Below are 17136 nucleotides of genomic sequence, written 5' to 3' on the forward strand. Positions count from 1 at the left end.
CCTCACATCACTGGACTACAACGTTGTACGCAACATTATGGTAGCGGAACCTGTACGAAATGCCGGTGTCTCCTGCCGATTCGCACGCGGAACGACAAAACACCGGCATTGCCATACGCTGGGGAGGGCAATGGAAATGATCAATCAGCTCTTGCTGCCGCTCTCCTTGGCCACATCCTTTTCATCCGTTTTATCAACGGCCTTTGAGGCACCGGAAGGCTTCAAAGCGGTACCGGACGCACTGCCGGATGCACTGCCGGACGCACTGTTGGAAACAGTACCAGCAGATTCCCCGTTATCCTTTTCGGCTTGCCGAGAAACGGCCTTCCGTCGTGTGCTGTTACGGAACGCCATACGCTTCAAACGCGGAGGACGACGGGTACTCAGGAAGAGCGGCTGGACCTCGACCACCGGGTTGTAAGGGGCCAGGCCGAACCACTTGACCGGCGAACCGGCCACACGACGAATCGAGTACTTCATCTTGAGCGACAGGGCCTCGCGGCCGGTGATCTTGGATTCCGGCATCAAAGCCTTGTGGATCAGGACGTAGCGGACGGTGCCGATGTCCGGATCGGCGTCGACCTTCGGATAGACCGACTTCTGCTCCGGCAACTCGCCCGAAGCGGAAAGATCATGCATCACCTGATGGATATAAGCCGGGATGGACTGCGAAACCTTGAAACCAAGCCGCAGGCGCACACGGAAAATATAGTCCGTGCCGAAATTTTCCACGGAATACTCGCGTGTGAACGGCTCGTCCGTGGTCACCACGGAAACGGCCCACCAGGCGCGGGCACGCTTCGGGTGGTCGGCGAAGATCGAGAAGAAGATGTCGGTGTCAAGACGGCGCATCTCCGAATCGGAGGTCAGGTAGACGATGTTGTCCGCGAAATACGGAAGACGGAAATCGTCATGCAATTTGGCGAGCGCAGGCTTGAAATCGCGAGGACGCATATGACGACGCTGGCTCCGCTCAATCTTCGTGCCGTCGTTCCAGGTGATCATGACCAGAAGGATCAGCGCCGTCAAAAGCATGGTGAACCAGCCGCCACGCAGGAACTTCGACATCGAGGAGATGAAGAAAAGCGAATCGGTGGTGATGAAGAGGGCAAAGAAGCATATCGAGGCCACGCGATGGCGGCGATGCCAGAGGTAGGTGGTCAACAGGATCGTCGTGGCCAGCATGGTGATGGTAAGCGCCAGACCGTAAGCCGCGGAAATGTGCTCGGAATCCTTGAACAGCGCCAAAACGGCGAGCGTAGCGATGCACAGCACGACGTTGACGGTCGGGATGTAGAGCTGGCCGCGGGTACGCGAGGGGTAGCGCACTTGAAGGTGCGGCATCCAGTTCAGGCCGGTGGCCTCGGAAACCATCGTGAACGCACCGGTGATCAACGCCTGCGAGGCGATGACGCCAGCCGCCACGGAAAGGAAGACACCGAAGTAGCGAACGTTCGGATTCATCATCTCGAAGAAGGGGTTGACGTTGCCGAGCGTGGTGTTGCCTTGGTTCTTGAGCATCCAAGCACCCTGTCCGAAGTAATTGAACACCAGCGCGACGTTGATGAAGGGCCAGGTGAAGTAGATGTTGCCGCGGCCGACGTGGCCCATGTCGGAGTAGAGCGCCTCGGCGCCGGTGGTGGCCAGGAAGACCGTGCCCATCAGGGAGAGGCCGGCGACGTTATGCGAGCTGAAGAGGAAGCGGAAACCGTAGACCGGGTTGATGGCGGCGAACATGCTCCAGTCGCCGCTGACGTTGACCAGCCCGACCAGCGCGAGGAACGCGAACCAGACCAGGACGACCGAGCCGAAAACCTTGCCGATGCTCTCGGTACCGCGCGATTGCACACAGAAGAGCAGGATGATGATCACGATGGTGATCATGAGCGTCAGGTTCGGGGTGTCCTGGAACGCGTTGGTCAAAGCCGGAATGGATTTGAGGCCTTCCACTGCCGAGGAAATCGAGACGGCCGGGGTCAAGACGGAATCAGCCAGGAAGGCCGCGCCGCCGATCATTGCGGGCACGACCAGCCATTTGCCATAGTGGCGTACCAGCGAGAAGAGCGCGAAAATGCCGCCTTCACCCTTGTTGTCGGCGTGCATGGCGACCAACACATACTTGACGGTGGTGATGAGCAGCAACGTCCAGAAAATCAACGAGAGCATACCCAAAACCGCAGGCCGGTCGATTTTCGGAAGCCCGCCCTGACCGGCCAGGAACGTCTGGACGGTGTAAAGCGGGGAGGTGCCGATGTCGCCGTAGACCACGCCGAGGGTGACGATGGCCATGCCCAGCGTCACCTTGTCGGGGCTGGACTGCACCTTGCGCCACCAGCGGCCAAGCGGGCCATGCGAGGACTTGGTCAGCCTTTTGGCCTCAACCTCTTCCTCATGCTCGTGCTTGGCGATTTCCTTGCGTTCCTCTTCGGTCAGCGTGTCACGCGAGACCTTCGGGGCATTGGTGAACGTGTCGGCGCGCAGCAACGCCCTCTTTTCGGCCTCCGCCGCACGCTTTTCGGCGTTCAGGGCCTTCTTTTCAGCGCTCACGGCCTCTTTCTCGGCCTTCACCGCCTTGTGTCCCCCGCGACGGTCGGGATGGGCCTGCCGGTCTTGCTCCCCCTGCGGTTGCTGATGGTTTTCGGGTTGTTGACTATTTTGAGATCCAGTTGACCCATGATTCTGCGGTTGCGCCATGATTTGCCCTCCAAGAACGGAAACCTCTACGCACTTGTCTTCTTCTCGAACCCGTGTACCGGGCGTTCTCATTTAAAGACCAACGGGCAAGTCTAGCCATCTATTTGTGAAAACCAAAATCGGAATCGGTTATTTTGACACAATGAGAATCATTAATAGATAACAAACATTCGAATCGGTAGAAAACCAGTAATTTCGGGGACTTATGAGGAAAATATCGCAATGCCCCGTCCTTCGGTTTATGCTTTGAGCATCAAAACCATAAGTCAGGCAAGCGCAAGAATACGAAAGTGCGCCATCCATACTCAAACGGATGACGCACCTGACTCTGATTTTCGTTTACCTGCTATGCCTGCTTCTTGGATTTTTCGTCACCGTTATCGGGACGCGGCAAGACGGTGGTCTGCTCGCCGGTGTCGACCTTCTTGCGCTCGGCGACATCATGTTTCTTTCCGATATCTTCGGCCGAAGCCTGAGTCTCGACTTCCTTGCTCTGCATCTTCTGCAACTTTACGGATTTGGCGAGATTGCCGAGACCCTTGCGACCTTTGGCGAGTTCGGCGACGCCGATACCATTGGCGGGCTTGCCCTCGATATTCGCGGAACCGTCCTGCGGCTTGGAAGTGCCGCGACGTGACACTTTTACCTCTTTTCGAGACGTTTTCGGATCACGCGATTCGACGCGACGCCTGCTGGCGCGCAAGGCTTCACGCTTCAAACGCGGAGGACGGCGGGTGCTCACGAAGAGCGGCTGGACCTCAACCACCGGGTTGTAGGGGGCCAGGCCAAACCACTTGACCGGCGAACCGGCCACACGACGAATCGAGTACTTCATCTTGAGCGACAGGGCCTCACGGGCGGTCAACTTCGATTCAGGCATCAAAGCCTTGTGCACCAGGACATAACGGACAGTGCCGATGTCCGGATCCGCATCCACCTTCGGATAGACCGACTTCTGCTCCGGCAACTCGCCCGATGCGGAAAGATCATGCATGATCTGATGGATATAAGCCGGAATGGACTGCGAAACCTTAAAACCAAGCCGCAGGCGCACACGGAAGATGTAATCGGTGCCGAAGTCCTCGACCGAATACTCACGCGTGAACGGCTCGTCGGTCGTGACCACGGAAACGGCCCACCAGGCGCGGGCACGCTTCGGGTGGTCGGCGAAGATCGAGAAGAAGATGTCGGTATCCAAACGGCGCATCTCCGAATCGGAGGTCAGGTAGACGATGTTGTCCGCGAAATACGGAAGACGGAAATCGTCATGCAATTTGGCGAGCGCAGGCTTGAAATCACGCGGCTTCATGTGCCGACGCTGGCTCCGCTCGATCTTGGTGGCATCGTTCCAGGTGATCATGATCAAAAGAATCAGCGCCGTCAAAAGCATGGTGAACCAGCCGCCGTGCAGGAACTTCGCCATGGATGCGATGAAGAACAGCGTCTGAATGGCGATGAACACGACGAAGAAGACGCCGGCGAATACACGGTGATGCTTGAACCAGATATAGACGGTCAAAAGGATCGTCGTGGTGATCATCGTGATGGTAAGCGCCAGGCCGTAAGCCGCGGAAATATGCTCGGAATCCTTGAACAGCGCGAGCACCGCAAGCGTCGCCACGCACAGCACGACGTTGACGGTGGGAATGTAGAGCTGGCCGCGCGTACGGGCCGGGTAGCGCACCTGAAGGTGCGGCATCCAGTTCAGGCCGGTAGCCTCGGAGACCATCGTGAACGCGCCGGTGATCAAGGCCTGCGAGGCGATCACACCGGCGGCCACGGAGAGGATGACGCCGACGTAACGCACATTCGGGCTCATCATCTCGAAGAACGGATTGACATTGCCGAGTGCGGTGTTGCCCTGGTTCCTGAGCATCCAGGCACCCTGACCGAAGTAATTGAAGACCAGCGCCACGAAAATGAAGGGCCAGGTGAAATAGATGTTGCCACGGCCGACGTGACCCATATCCGAATACAGCGCCTCGGCGCCGGTGGTCGAAAGGAAGACCGTGCCCATGATGGCGAGTCCGGAAAGATTATGCGAACTAAACAGGAACTCGATGCCGTAGACCGGGTTGATGGCCTCGAAAATGCTCCAGTCGCCGCTGATGTTGACGATGCCGGTGATCGCAAGGAACGCGAACCAGACCATCACCACCGAGCCGAAGACCTTGCCGATGCGCTCGGTGCCGCGCGATTGCACGCAGAAGAGGATGACGATGATGACGACGGTGATGATCAGCGTCAGGTTGGTGTTCGATTTGAACACCGGCTCGAACAGCGGAATGGTCTTAAGGCCTTCCACTGCCGAGGAAATCGAGACGGCCGGCGTCAGCACGGAATCCGCCAGGAACGCCGCACCGCCGAGCATCGCGGGAATCACCAGCCATTTGCCGTGGTGGCGAATCAGCGAGAAAAGCGCGAAAATGCCGCCCTCGCCCTTGTTGTCGATGCGCATGGCGATAAACACGTATTTGACGGTCGTGATCAGCGTGATCGACCAGAAAACCAACGAAAGCAAGCCAAGGACCGCCGGACGGTCGATGTTGGCGAACCCGCCTTGGCCGGCGACGAACGCCTGCGAGGTGTAAAGCGGCGAGGTGCCGATGTCGCCGTAGACCACGCCGAGCGCGACAACGGCCATGCCCAGCGTCACCTTGTCGGGGCTCGACTGCATCTTGCGCCACCAGCGGCCGAAACGGCTGTGCGTGGAGACCTTGGTGAGCTTTTTGGCCTCCTCCTCTTCCTCCTGCTCGTGCTTGGCGATGACCTTGCGCTCTTCGTAGGTCAAGGTGTCTTTCGAGACCTTGGGGGCATTGGTGAAGGTATCGGCACGCAGCAACGCCTTCTTTTCGGCATTTGTCAGACGTTTCTCGGCGTTAAGCGCCTTCCGTTCGGCGCTGGCCGCTTCCCTTTTCGCCTTTGAGGCGGCCTTGCTCGCCTTCTTGCTTTCCTGTTCGAGCTTGCGGACGGATCTTTTCTCTGCCGGCCGTCTGCCTGCATCGCCATTTTCGGTTTTTCTATCGTCATGATGCGGATTTTTCCTATTTTGAGGCTGATTTGACTCGCGATCCTGCGATTGCGCCATGGCGTTGTCCTCCAAAGCGGAAAAGCAGAGGCTCCTCCGCACATACTTTCTTCCCTCAAGCCCGATTTGCGGGCAGCTCATTTGTCGACTAAAGCGACAGTTTAGCCTGAGGAGCATAATAAACCAAAACAGCGCAGTTAATAATGTATATTAAATCTACGAAAATGAGCGCGATTCGTTATGATGACGGAATTTGTTTAATTCTTCCACCATCGCCTTTAAAAATCGCTACAAACCCCTATTAAACGCCATACACGGCATTTGTAGTGCGGCGCGTCGCCTTGGCAACTTCAGTTATTGACAAACCAAGGGTGTCCGCGAGCGCCTTCAAGGTATAAGGAATCATGTACGGCGCGTTCGGGCGGCCGCGATACGGCATCGGAGCCAAATACGGGGCATCGGTTTCCACCATGATATGGTCGAGGCCCACGACAGCCGCTGACTTGCGAATCTCCTCATTGCCCTTGAAACTGGATGCGCCGGAAAAGCTCAGATACCAACCCTGTTCTTTGGCGATTTGGGCGAGGTCAGTGTCGCCGGACCAGCTGTGGAAGACGGTGCGTTCGGGGCTGCCGTCCTTGAGCAGGGTTTCGATGACCTCTTTATGGGCCTCGCGATCGTGGATCTGCATCGGCAGGTTGAGCTCCTTGGCCAGTGCGATATGGGCGCGGAAGGCATCGCGCTGGATCTCCATCGCGGCCTCGCCGGTGCGGAAAAGATCCATGCCGGTCTCTCCGATAGCGACCACCTGCTCAGGGTATTTTGTGGCCAGACGGTGGACTTCGGCGAGCGCATCCTCGAAACTCACGTCGTGCCACGGCTGGTATTTAAGCGGCAAGCCGTCAGGGCCCGGCACCCCGTGATGGCCATGGAGGACTGCCTCGTTCGGATGAATGGCCAAGCCTGCGTGGACGGTTATCGGATGGTCGAGCGCCATCTGCACAGCCACCTTGAGATTCGGCAATTCGCAACCCACGTCGATGACGCCCTCGACACCGACGGCCTCGGCTTGCTCAAGAATCTCGTCAACGCTGTACACCGGCACCGGCGGCTGGTCACGCTCGATCGCCTGCCGGTTCATCTCGCGCGCAAACGGCACCACGCTCGCCACATGTGTGTGGTCGTCGATAACGTGCACCCCGTCCGGCAGCGCAATCGGTGCCGGCGCCCAGCTTCGATCCCGATGTTTCTTGCTCATGTGGCCCAAGTCTAGCGAGAGGCGTAACAGTGTACATTCATCAAAGGCCAACAATTCTGCGGTTTTCGGAGGTACGCTGCCAGTTTTACCCTAGGAAAATTCTGTACTTCTGCCAGTTTTACCCTAGGAAACTTCCGTGATATTGGCGATTCCCAGTTTCGTCTCAGCACGCTTACTTCAGCTTGAGCGTCGCTGTGTAGATGGCCTTGCGATTGGGCAGGGAACCGTCTGGAAGCGGGTGCTCCTTGACGACCTCGGCGATGGCATCCTTGATGCGCTCATTGGTTTTGTTGGCACGTTCGGCGGCGAGCGCGGCCAAGTCATCGACGCTTAAAACCGCTGCCGTGGCTTCGCCGGCCTTGAGCGCTTCGTCCTCACTGGCACCGGCAATGACCAGAACGATTTCGCCGCGTGGGGGATCGTCAACGACGGACTGGTGGATTTCGCCGATGGTTCCACGGCGAATCTGCTCGTAGTCTTTGGTCAGTTCGCGGCACAGGGCCATCGGACGATCAGGACCAAACATCTCAAGCAAGTCGTCCATCGTCTCGGCGATGCGGTGCAGCGTTTCGTAGAAAACGATGGTGCGCCGTTCCCCCAGCAGCGAACGGAAACGCTGGACACGCTCGTTGTGCTTGCGCGGCACGAAGCCTTCGTAGCAGAAGCGGTCGGTCGGCAGGCCAGAAAGCGCGAGCGCGTCGAGCACCGCAGAGGGGCCGGGAGCGCAGGTCACCGGCAAGTCGCGCTCGATGGCACGGCGGACGATGGCCACGCCTGGGTCATTGACGGTGGGCATGCCCGCGTCCGAGACCACCAGCACGGTCGCCCCGCGCTCGACTTCGTCGAGCAGGCCGTCGGCCTTCGCGCGCTCGTTGTGATCGTGGTTGGCCACGACGCGACCGCCGACATGCACACCGAGCCGATTCGCCAAGTCGTAAAGGCGCCGCGTGTCCTCCGCTGCAACGATGTCCGCGCGCTCAAGCAACGCCCGTAGCCTGGCCGAAGCGTCGCCGACATTGCCGATCGGCGTAGCCGCCAATACCACCGTTCCACGCGGGATCTCAACCATCACACCATCTTCCATTACAGCGTCTTCCGCTACTTCGCGCCCATTGACATCATCTTCCGCGATTTCCCGTTCGCCGGTCTTGTATTTTGCGGATTCCATATCACTTGCTTCCATATCTCAAGTATCCATCACCACAGTGACGCAAAAACAAAGACATTTTATGCATATTCAATAACGCTGTATACTACAGGATATTCAACCAATTGAGGGACTTCGAAGATGACAATACGTATTGCCTTGGTAGAAGATGACGAAGACGACGCCGATACGCTCAGTTCGTTCATCAGCAAATTCTTCAACAGCGACCATTCAAAGTTTTCCATCATCAGATTCAACAATGGCGATGATTTTCTGGAAAAATATAGCGCACAAATCAATTTGATATTCATGGATATCGAAATGCCTGGGACCAACGGCATGGCCTCCGCACAGAAACTGCGCAAAATCGCACCTGAAACACCATTGATTTTCAGCACAAGACTTTCCCAATTTGCTTCTATCGGCTATAACGTTGACGCCTTGGGCTACCTTCTGAAACCACTGAATTACCACGCCTTCGTCATCCCCATGCGCAAGGCCGTCAAACACATTGCCAGCCGCTCCACTGTCACACTTACCCTGTGCACAAACGGCAGAGACGAATTCGTTTCTTCCGCACGTATCAAATTCGTTGAAGTACGCGGACATATATTGTATTACCATATAGATGACGAGAAATGGAAAATCTGGGGAAGCCTCAAATCCGCATCAGAACAACTCTACGACGCCGGCTTCATCCTCTGTAATCGATATTGCCTGGTAAATCCGCAATGGATAGACAGCATAAACGGCAATACACTGACCATCGGCAGCGATACCGTGACTATCAGTAGGAACAAAAAGAAAAAGCTTCTCAAGACATTACTTCAGTATCACGAGAGCTAGGTGAATCATGGCCGCACTCGATTTGCTTGCATTCTTCCCCGAATTGCTCGTCGGCTCCGCACTATTCATACCATTGTCGGTATGGCGGAAAAACATAAGGCTCAGCTCTATTCCCGTTGCCATACTGGTGATGACTCTTTATTTTCTGACGACATCAACAGAAACTTTCCCTCGGCCGTCTCTTCCATTCGTCATTTTCAGCTATGTACTTTGCGACATGGCTGTGATGGCCCTCATCAAATATTGCACAACCGAACCTTGGTTGAGCGCATTCATCTTTTCGGTCTTAGGCCACGCAACCCAACACCTGTCATACGATATTTCAAATATCACAATCTGGATCATCGGAGCAGCAAACAATGGCATTGCGCAAATACCGATCATCATCCCCCATCTTCTCGGCTGCACGGTGATTTACCCCTTGGTCTGGTTCTTGCTGGCGAAACGATTCAGAGTCAATCACGAGAAAACCAAGAATTCTTTGATATGGGTCATAGCCTGCTCATTGATACTGCTGCTAATCATCATCCTCAATCTGATATTCACCCACGATTCCGGATATTCCATCTACGACACGATATGTACATTGCTGGCTATGACGATTCTCATGCTGCTCTCTTCCAACAACCGGCTGCAAAGCAATATTCTTTTGCTCAAACAAGTTGAACAATCGCAACAAAAACACTACGAACTGGCAAAGGACAGCATTAACCTCATCAATGTCAAGTATCACGACTTGAAGAAACTTGCCCTCCGTCTGGCTGATACTCCAGCAAACGACGTCGTGCCTACCGCAAAAACCTGGGCACAAGATATATCAAAAAGCATCTCGACCTATGACGCCATCTTTCATACCGGCAATGCAGCACTGGACACCATCATCAACGAAAACGCCCTATACTGCAATACAAACAATATCACCTTGCTGTGCATGGCCGATGGCAAATGCCTGGAATCATTATCAGAACCCTGCATCTATGCCCTGTTCGGCAATCTGCTCGACAATGCGACCGAAGCCGTAACCCAAGTGAACGATGTCGACAAACGAATCATCAATCTCACGGTTAAAAGCAGCAACGGTCTGATAACGATACAGGAAACCAATTATTTTTCCGGTTCAATTGCGTTTAATCGCGATGGCCTGCCGAAATCCAGCAAAAAAGACGATTCACATGGGTTCGGGTTACGTTCGATTGAACATGAGATCCGCACCCATCAAGGATATATGAAAATCTCCGTCGATCATGACCTGTTTACGTTGACAGCCATCATTCCCATTCCCTAACCTGATTTTTACTGCGCCCAACCGGACAACGCATTCCCTCCATCAAAACCATTCACGCGACCACATGCCTCTATTTACGCAATTCGCAACTCCACCGGATAACGAAAAGACGAGGATGGGACTGTTTCCATATTCAATCGGCACGTTGCAGTGACCGATAACAATGAAGGAGAACAGGTTCATGGTCCAAATAAACATGAATGACGTACGTACCCTGTTAAAAAATCTGACACCGTACCTTGTCGTCATAGCAGCGATGCTGCTGATATCAATCGTCCTGTTGTGTGCCATCAACAAGCACACCGTCAAACAAAGCCGAGTAAGAAAGCTCATACATTCCCAAAGCTGGATTGTCACAGCCATCGTTATCGTAATCGCAGTGAGCATGATGCTTTTCGGCCCGCTTAACGCCATGCTCACCAAGGCGACCGACAAACATAAACTGCAGCCTCAAACCATTGCCGCCTCGAAATCGCTGGCAACGGATATCGAACGCGAAGCAATCACATTGCTCAAGAACGATGATTCCCACTTGCCTTTGACAGAAAAGAAAATCAATGTATTCGGCTGGGGGTCGACCAACCCAATCACTGGAGGCACTGGCTCCGGTTCCATGTCTCCGGATTATCCCACTACATCGCTGTTAGACGGTTTGCATCAGGCTGGCTTTAAAACCAACAGCGAACTGAGCAAACTCTACACCAGCTATCGCACGACCAGACCGACTGTTGGCATCTTCCAGCAAGATTGGACACTCCCCGAAGTCCCCTCAGCCCAATATTCCGAAAACCTGTTGAAAAACGCTACCGATTTCAGCGATGAAGCGATGATCGTCATCACTCGCGTCGGAGGCGAAGGAGCTGACCTTCCAACGAATATGGGTGCCAAAGACCTTACCTATCATAACAATTCCAAGAGCTATGCCGACTTCACGCCAGGAGAGACTTTCCTGCAATTGAGCCGTACCGAGCAAGACATGATCAACATGGTCACCAAGCGCTTCAAGAACGTCACCCTGGTTTATAACGGCGCAAATGCCATGCAACTGAATTTCATCAACTCCTATCCTCAAATCAAATCCGTGCTGTGGTGTCCACCTGCTGGCCAGACCGGTTTCACGGCCCTCGGCCAAGTTCTGGCAGGCACCATCAACCCTTCCGGCAAGACTTCGGACACGTTCGTCAAGGACCTGACCAAGACACCATCATTCAACAACTTCGGATCCTTCTCCTACGACAACATGAAGGAATTCAAAGGCTCCACCCTTCTGGGAACACCGACTTATCCTACATTTGTGAATTATGACGAGGGAATCTATGTCGGTTACCGTTTCTATGAAACAGCTGCGCAAGAAGGGCTGATTGACTACAATTCATCGGTGCAATATCCGTTCGGATATGGCCTGAGCTACACAACGTTTACTCAAAAAATGGGAAATCTTACCAGCTCCAACGATACGGTATCGTTCCCAGTCACCGTGACCAACACCGGCAACAAATCAGGAAAAGACACCGTCGAGACCTACTTCAATCCGCCATATACCAATGGCGGAATCGAAAAGGCCAGCACCAACCTCATTGCATTCAACAAGACAAAGACACTCAAACCGGGCGAATCACAAACGATACATGTGTCATTCAATCGACAGGATATGGCATCCTACGACTCGGCAAAAACCAAAGGCTATGTTCTCGAAGCCGGAGACTATCAAGTGTCCATCCGTTCTGATTCGCACGAGCCGATCGCCACGCAGACCGTGAACGTGTCCGACACCCAAATATACGGGAAGGATCACAAGCGCGATTCTGATAAAACCGCAGCGACCAATCAGTTCGACGACGCCACAGGGCATGTGACATATTTGTCCCGTGCCAATCACTTCGCCAATTATCAACAGGCCACCGCCGCCCCAACCAGCATGACGATGCCCTCAGACCTGAAAGCGAAATTCATCAACGCATCCAATTACCGGCCGAAAGCTCAGGACGACAAATCCGACAAAATGCCTACCATGGGTGCAAAAAACGGAGTGCAGCTATACCAACTGCGCGGCAAATCATACGATGACCCGTTATGGGACAAGTTGCTCGACCAAATGAGCTTCAGCGATATGGACACCTTGATTTCCCAAGCCGGATACGGGACGAAAGCCATCAAGAGCGTAGGCAAAATCGAATTGACGGATGCCGACGGTCCAGCAGCCCTGAACAACAATTTCACCAATGTAGGATCGATTGGATTCCCTTCCTCCACTTCCGTAGCATGCACTTGGAACACCGATCTCGCAAGTCGCTACGGCAGGTTGATCGGCGACATGGCACATGACATGAATGTGACCGGATGGTATGCCCCCGCTATGGATATCCATCGCAGCGCATTCGGCGGAAGGAATTTCGAGTATTTCTCCGAAGACGGTCTATTGGCAGGTACTCTTGCCGCCGCTCAAATCAAAGCCGCACAATCCAAGGGTGTCTATGCGTTCATGAAGCATTTTGCCGTCAACGAGCAGGAGACGAACCGGTCAAGCATGCTGGCGACATGGGCCAACGAACAATCGATCCGCGAAATCTACCTCAAACCGTTCGAACTTTCCGTCAAACTCGGCAACGCCCATGCCGCAATGACCGCGCTGAACTACCTTGGACCGACCTATGTGGCCGCCAATCCCAACCTCCTTGAGAATGTACTTCGCAAGGAATGGGGATTCAAGGGATTCGTGATAACCGACACCTTCGCCGGAGTCGGGTATCAGGTCGGCGATCAGGAAGTCCGCGCGGGCAATGATGCGATGCTCACTATCATCGACACCACTAACCACATCACCGACCATTCGGCGACCTCGGTCAAAGCCATGCGCAGAGCCTCTCACAACATTCTCTACACAGCCGTCACCAGCTGGAAATACGAAAACGGAAAACCTGCAATGCAGACGCCTTCATGGCAAATTGCCACGTACGTTGTAGTAGCGATACTCGCGATCCTGCTCATACTCGCGGAAATCGCAACCATCCGTCGTTTCCATGGCCGTCGAGACAAAATAAGCATCATAGATGGTACATCCGATACACAGCAGTGACAGTTAAAACTGTGCAGGATAATCATTGATCATGATTTTGGCGGACTCAATCAACGTTGAGCCCGCCAAAATATTTTTATCGAAAACCGCCAGATTGGAAAATGTTGAATGTCGCGGGTCCAATATTCTCGTTGACGGCTTTAACACTTTTCTATAGTTGAAATTACTCCCCGTATAAATCCCATAAACCGTCGAGCAACCTTCTTAGAATCCGGAAGTAGACATCGGTGGGTCTGGCAGAATATTAATAACCACAGAACGACCGCTGATTATCAAAAGAGGCACAAATGCAATACATTACGAAAACCATTAAAGGCATCGACGGCAGCGAGGCGACACTGACCGGTTATATCATCGACAATTCACCGGAAATCGATCCGAACCGTCGCCGTCCGGCGGTGCTCATTTTCCCCGGCGGCGGATTCAACAAGGTAACCGACCGCGAGGCCGAGCCCATCGCGATGATGGCCGTGGGCGCGGGCGTTCAGGCCTTCATACTGCGCTATTCCATCGCCCCATCGCGCTACCCAGTGCAAATGCTTGAGGGCGCAGAAGCCATGAAGATCATCCGCGAGAACGCCGAAGCCTGGCACATCGACCCCAAAGCCGTCACCGTGATCGGCTTCTCGTGCGGCGGCCAGCTCGCCGCCTCGATGGCGACCACCACCGGCGACGACGTGATGCGCGAAAACGGCTATGATCCCGACGAAGTCCGTGCCAACGGCCTGGCACTGGGCTACTCCGTGCTCACCGCCGGCAAGTATACGCACGTCGGCACGATCGACAAGCTGCTCGGCGAGAAGAAAACCGATCAGAAGATGCTTGACGAAATCTCCTGCGAAAAGCACGTGGATTCCAAGACGCCGACCACCTTCATCTGGCAGACCGTCACCGACGCCGTGGTGCCGGTGCAGAACTCGCTGCTCTTCATCAACGCCTGCGTCGACGCGGGTGTGCCCGTCGAGGCACACATCTTCCCGCACGGCCCCCACAGCCTGGCACTGGCCACCGCCGAGACGGCTGCCGCCGGCAACACCGCGCAGATTGAGCCGAGTGCCCAAATCTGGCCGAGCCTTTGGGCCGCGTGGATCAAGCGCAATTTCGTAAAGTAGTGAACAGCCTTTTCATCACAAGAAGAACCGACCGCCAGATTTTTCTTTGGCAGCCGGTTCTTTTAGATATGTTCAGTCAATCACATCAATAAAATCTCAGACCGTACGGAGCTCGCCTTTGACTTTGAGCGTCACGGGGTCGCCGGAAACGCGGCGAATCGAGACGGCGTCGTGGTCGATCGTGACGATCAGGCGTGTGCCATGGACGACAAGGCGGTAGGTAAGGCTCTCCCAGCCCTGAGGCAGGTGTGAATCGATCGAAAGCTCGTTGCCGCCAGAGTCGCGCAGACCGCCGAAACCGGCCACCACCGACATCCACACCCCGCCAGCCGAAGCCAGATGGATGCCATCGGAAGTATTGCTGTGCAGGTTGGCCACATCGGCGTACAAAGACTCAAGGAAGTAATTCATCGCCAGATCGCCGTAGCCGACCTCGGCGGCAAGAATGCACTGTGAAGCCGCGGAAAGCGAGGAATCCCCCGTGGTCAACGGGTCGTAGAAATCGAAATCGCGGCGTTTGACATCCAAGCCGAAATTCGAGGAGAGCAGGTAAAGCGCCAGCACGGTGTCCGTCTGCTTCAAGACGCGGCGGCGGTAGATGACCATCGGATGATAATGAAGCAGCAGCGGGCGCTCGGTGTCGTGCTCGAAATCCCAAGGCTCGCGGCGCAGCACGTCGTCGTCCTGAAGATGGACGCCAAGCTTTTCGTCATACGGAAGTTTCATCAGCTGTGCCACTTCGCGCCAACGCATCGACTCTCCGGGCTTGATGGAAAGGCGCTGAACCGCGGAATTGAGCTCTTCGCCGTCAAGCGATTCGAGGGCGTCCGCGGCCTTGCGCAGGTTGAATTGCGCCATAGCGTTGGTGTAATAATTGTCGTCCACCAACGCGGTGTATTCGTCGGGGCCCGTGACCGTGTTGATATGGAAGGTGCCGTCCCAGCCCATATAGCCCAGACTCGCCCACATCCGCGCGGTCTCGACCAGAATGTCGATGCCTTCCGTGGCCAAAAACTCATGGTCACCGGTCGCCGAAACATACTGGCAGACGGCGTAGGCGATGTCCGCATCGATATGGCACTGGGCGGTTCCGGCCTCGAAGAAGGCCGAGGCCTCTTCGCCGTTGATGCCGCGCCACGGGAACAACGCCCCCTCGACGCTCATCATCCTGGCGCGCTTGCGGGCCGCCGGCAGCATGCGGAACCGGTAGGAAAGGATGTCGCGGGCGCGCGCAGGATTCGTATAAATAAGGAACGGCACGATGTAGGTTTCGGTATCCCAGAAGTAATGGCCGGAATAGCCGGTACCGCTCAATCCCTTGGCCGATACGCCGTTGGGAACCGTCGCGGTGGCTTGTGCCAGTTCGAAAAGCTCCCAGTGCATCGTCTGCTGGAGACGGCCGTCGCCGCCGTCGTCGATCTCGACGTCTGATTCACGCCAGAAGCGGCTCAGCCATTCGCGCTGCTGCTCCTGTAACCGCTCAAAACCTTGGGCCACGGCCCACTGCAAGGTTTGTGCGCAACGCCTGACAAGTTCGACGGAATTCGGGGTTCCGTCGATCGAGACCTGAAGCCCTCTTTCAATTCCGATAGGATTAATCGGATACGTATTATAAGCGGCGAAACGCGTCACACACTTTTCGCCGCCGTCGGGCACGTCGACGTCGAACGTCTCCGGAATCATTTCGCCGTCCGCCTGCTGGCAGAAGCCGACCCCCATTGTCAGGCCGGAATGCAGACAGTGAAAAGCGCCGAAATTCTCATCGGCGACGCCTCGTGAAATGGCGTCGACCTCAAGCTTGCGCAGGCCGCCGTCGGCGATCATATCGGCCTTGCGCGGATCGACGTCGCGGGAGACCACGGGGTGATCGGTGTTCATCGAGCCCACGACATGGACGTTCATCGCCCGTCCGTGAGCCTTAAGCGTCAGGGTCGTGGCCATGAGGTCGGCGTGGAACAGGCACACCATCGTGACGATATCGACGTCAAGGCTTGCCCCGTCGCCAACGTCATAGGTGTACGAGCGGGTGGCGGTGCCGTCCCTGAAATCAAGGCTTTGCGAGACTTGTTGCGCATCGGCGAGCGCCTTGCCATCCACCGAGAATTTGAAATCGACGGTATCGGGAACGCCTTGGACGACCTGCCCCACACGCGCGAAACCGTAGGCCTCTTCGGCGTGACGGATGGCAAACGTCTCATGGAAACCGCTCAGGAACGTACCGTCGCCGAGATTTCGCGGCCCGTTGGATTCGCCGCGCACGCCGATGGTGCCGTTGGAGAGGGAAAACAGCGTCGCGCTTTCGGCGGTCGGTTCCCCGTATTCGGTGAATTTCCAAGGATCGATCGGATAACGGCTTTCATCGAGCGGGTCGTGCTGTAAATCGAGTTTCCGAATTTCGTTACTATCCAACGGTTTCCTCCAACATCTCGCCGTCCATCGCATGCCGCCCTGCGACGATTGCCGACAATCGAGTGCATGTACGCCATGGCATTGCCCGTGATCCCATCGTCGAACGGGCATCCAGTGCATCGTTCTTTACTGCACGCAAGCATACAGCAAATAAAATGACATTGCTGTTATAAAACACCTTGGGAAGCGGCCCCATAGGAATTTTTCAGAGGATTTCCCGCCGATTAGCGGCAATAAATAGCCATAAAACGGTCATATTGGTAATAAACATCTCATTTACG

9 protein-coding genes are annotated in these 17136 nt (G+C 55.2%); 4 read left to right on the forward strand and 5 right to left on the reverse strand.

What is annotated here, in order from left to right; all coding sequences use genetic code 11:
* Positions 1 to 144 precede the first annotated feature (144 nt).
* The 4 genes from PT275_RS06765 to rsmI all read right to left on the reverse strand — a co-directional run bounded on the left by PT275_RS06765 (position 145) and on the right by rsmI (position 8163).
* Positions 145 to 2694 carry a KUP/HAK/KT family potassium transporter gene (locus PT275_RS06765; protein ID WP_277153531.1) on the reverse strand — a complete coding sequence of 850 codons (2550 nt, stop codon included), beginning with the start codon at positions 2692 to 2694 and terminating at the stop codon, positions 145 to 147.
* Positions 2695 to 3040: 346 nt separating this feature from the next.
* Positions 3041 to 5782: a KUP/HAK/KT family potassium transporter gene (locus PT275_RS06770; protein WP_277153532.1), complete on the reverse strand. Its 2742-nt coding sequence runs from the start codon at positions 5780 to 5782 to the stop codon at positions 3041 to 3043.
* Positions 5783 to 6023: 241 nt separating this feature from the next.
* Entirely contained in the window at positions 6024 to 6980 is a 957-nt protein-coding gene (locus tag PT275_RS06775) for a TatD family hydrolase (protein WP_277153533.1), read from the reverse strand.
* A gap of 172 nt (positions 6981 to 7152) precedes the next feature.
* Complete coding sequence (rsmI, locus tag PT275_RS06780) at positions 7153 to 8163, reverse strand: 16S rRNA (cytidine(1402)-2'-O)-methyltransferase (protein WP_277153534.1); 1011 nt, start codon at positions 8161 to 8163, stop codon at positions 7153 to 7155.
* A 105-nt stretch (positions 8164 to 8268) separates the two neighbouring features.
* On the opposite strand from rsmI, the gene PT275_RS06785 reads away from it, so the two are divergent.
* From PT275_RS06785 to PT275_RS06800, 4 genes are all read left to right on the forward strand, one after another.
* Positions 8269 to 8973, forward strand: coding sequence for a LytTR family DNA-binding domain-containing protein (locus tag PT275_RS06785; protein WP_277153535.1), 705 nt, complete (start codon positions 8269 to 8271; stop codon positions 8971 to 8973).
* Between the two features lie 7 nt (positions 8974 to 8980).
* Positions 8981 to 10258 (forward strand): ATP-binding protein, encoded by a 1278-nt coding sequence (locus PT275_RS06790; RefSeq protein ID WP_277153536.1) that lies wholly within the window; start codon positions 8981 to 8983, stop codon positions 10256 to 10258.
* Between the two features lie 181 nt (positions 10259 to 10439).
* Positions 10440 to 13334, forward strand: a complete 2895-nt coding sequence (locus PT275_RS06795) for a glycoside hydrolase family 3 N-terminal domain-containing protein (RefSeq protein WP_277153537.1) — start codon at positions 10440 to 10442, stop codon at positions 13332 to 13334.
* Between the two features lie 287 nt (positions 13335 to 13621).
* On the forward strand, positions 13622 to 14446 hold the full coding sequence (locus tag PT275_RS06800; RefSeq protein WP_277153538.1) for an alpha/beta hydrolase: 825 nt from the start codon (positions 13622 to 13624) through the stop codon (positions 14444 to 14446).
* 96 nt (positions 14447 to 14542) lie between these two features.
* Here the strand turns inward: PT275_RS06800 and PT275_RS06805 are convergent, their stop codons facing one another.
* A complete protein-coding gene (locus PT275_RS06805) occupies positions 14543 to 16855 on the reverse strand; it encodes a glycosyl hydrolase family 65 protein (RefSeq protein WP_277153540.1) in 2313 nt (770 codons plus the stop codon).
* Between the last annotated feature and the right edge of the window lie 281 nt (positions 16856 to 17136).

This window comes from Bifidobacterium sp. ESL0745 (genome assembly GCF_029433335.1).
In the GTDB taxonomy this organism is placed as follows: Bacteria; Actinomycetota; Actinomycetes; order Actinomycetales; family Bifidobacteriaceae; genus Bifidobacterium.

Bases quoted from the DNA above. Each gene is read 5' to 3' on its own strand.
- PT275_RS06765 (WP_277153531.1), bottom strand. From the start codon at position 2,694: ATGGCGCAACCGCAGAATCATGGGTCAACTGGATCTCAAAATAGTCAA.
- PT275_RS06770 (WP_277153532.1), bottom strand. From the start codon at position 5,782: ATGGCGCAATCGCAGGATCGCGAGTCAAATCAGCCTCAAAATAGGAAA.
- PT275_RS06775 (WP_277153533.1), bottom strand. From the start codon at position 6,980: ATGAGCAAGAAACATCGGGATCGAAGCTGGGCGCCGGCACCGATTGCG.
- rsmI (WP_277153534.1), bottom strand. From the start codon at position 8,163: ATGGAAGCAAGTGATATGGAATCCGCAAAATACAAGACCGGCGAACGG.
- PT275_RS06785 (WP_277153535.1), top strand. From the start codon at position 8,269: ATGACAATACGTATTGCCTTGGTAGAAGATGACGAAGACGACGCCGAT.
- PT275_RS06790 (WP_277153536.1), top strand. From the start codon at position 8,981: ATGGCCGCACTCGATTTGCTTGCATTCTTCCCCGAATTGCTCGTCGGC.
- PT275_RS06795 (WP_277153537.1), top strand. From the start codon at position 10,440: ATGGTCCAAATAAACATGAATGACGTACGTACCCTGTTAAAAAATCTG.
- PT275_RS06800 (WP_277153538.1), top strand. From the start codon at position 13,622: ATGCAATACATTACGAAAACCATTAAAGGCATCGACGGCAGCGAGGCG.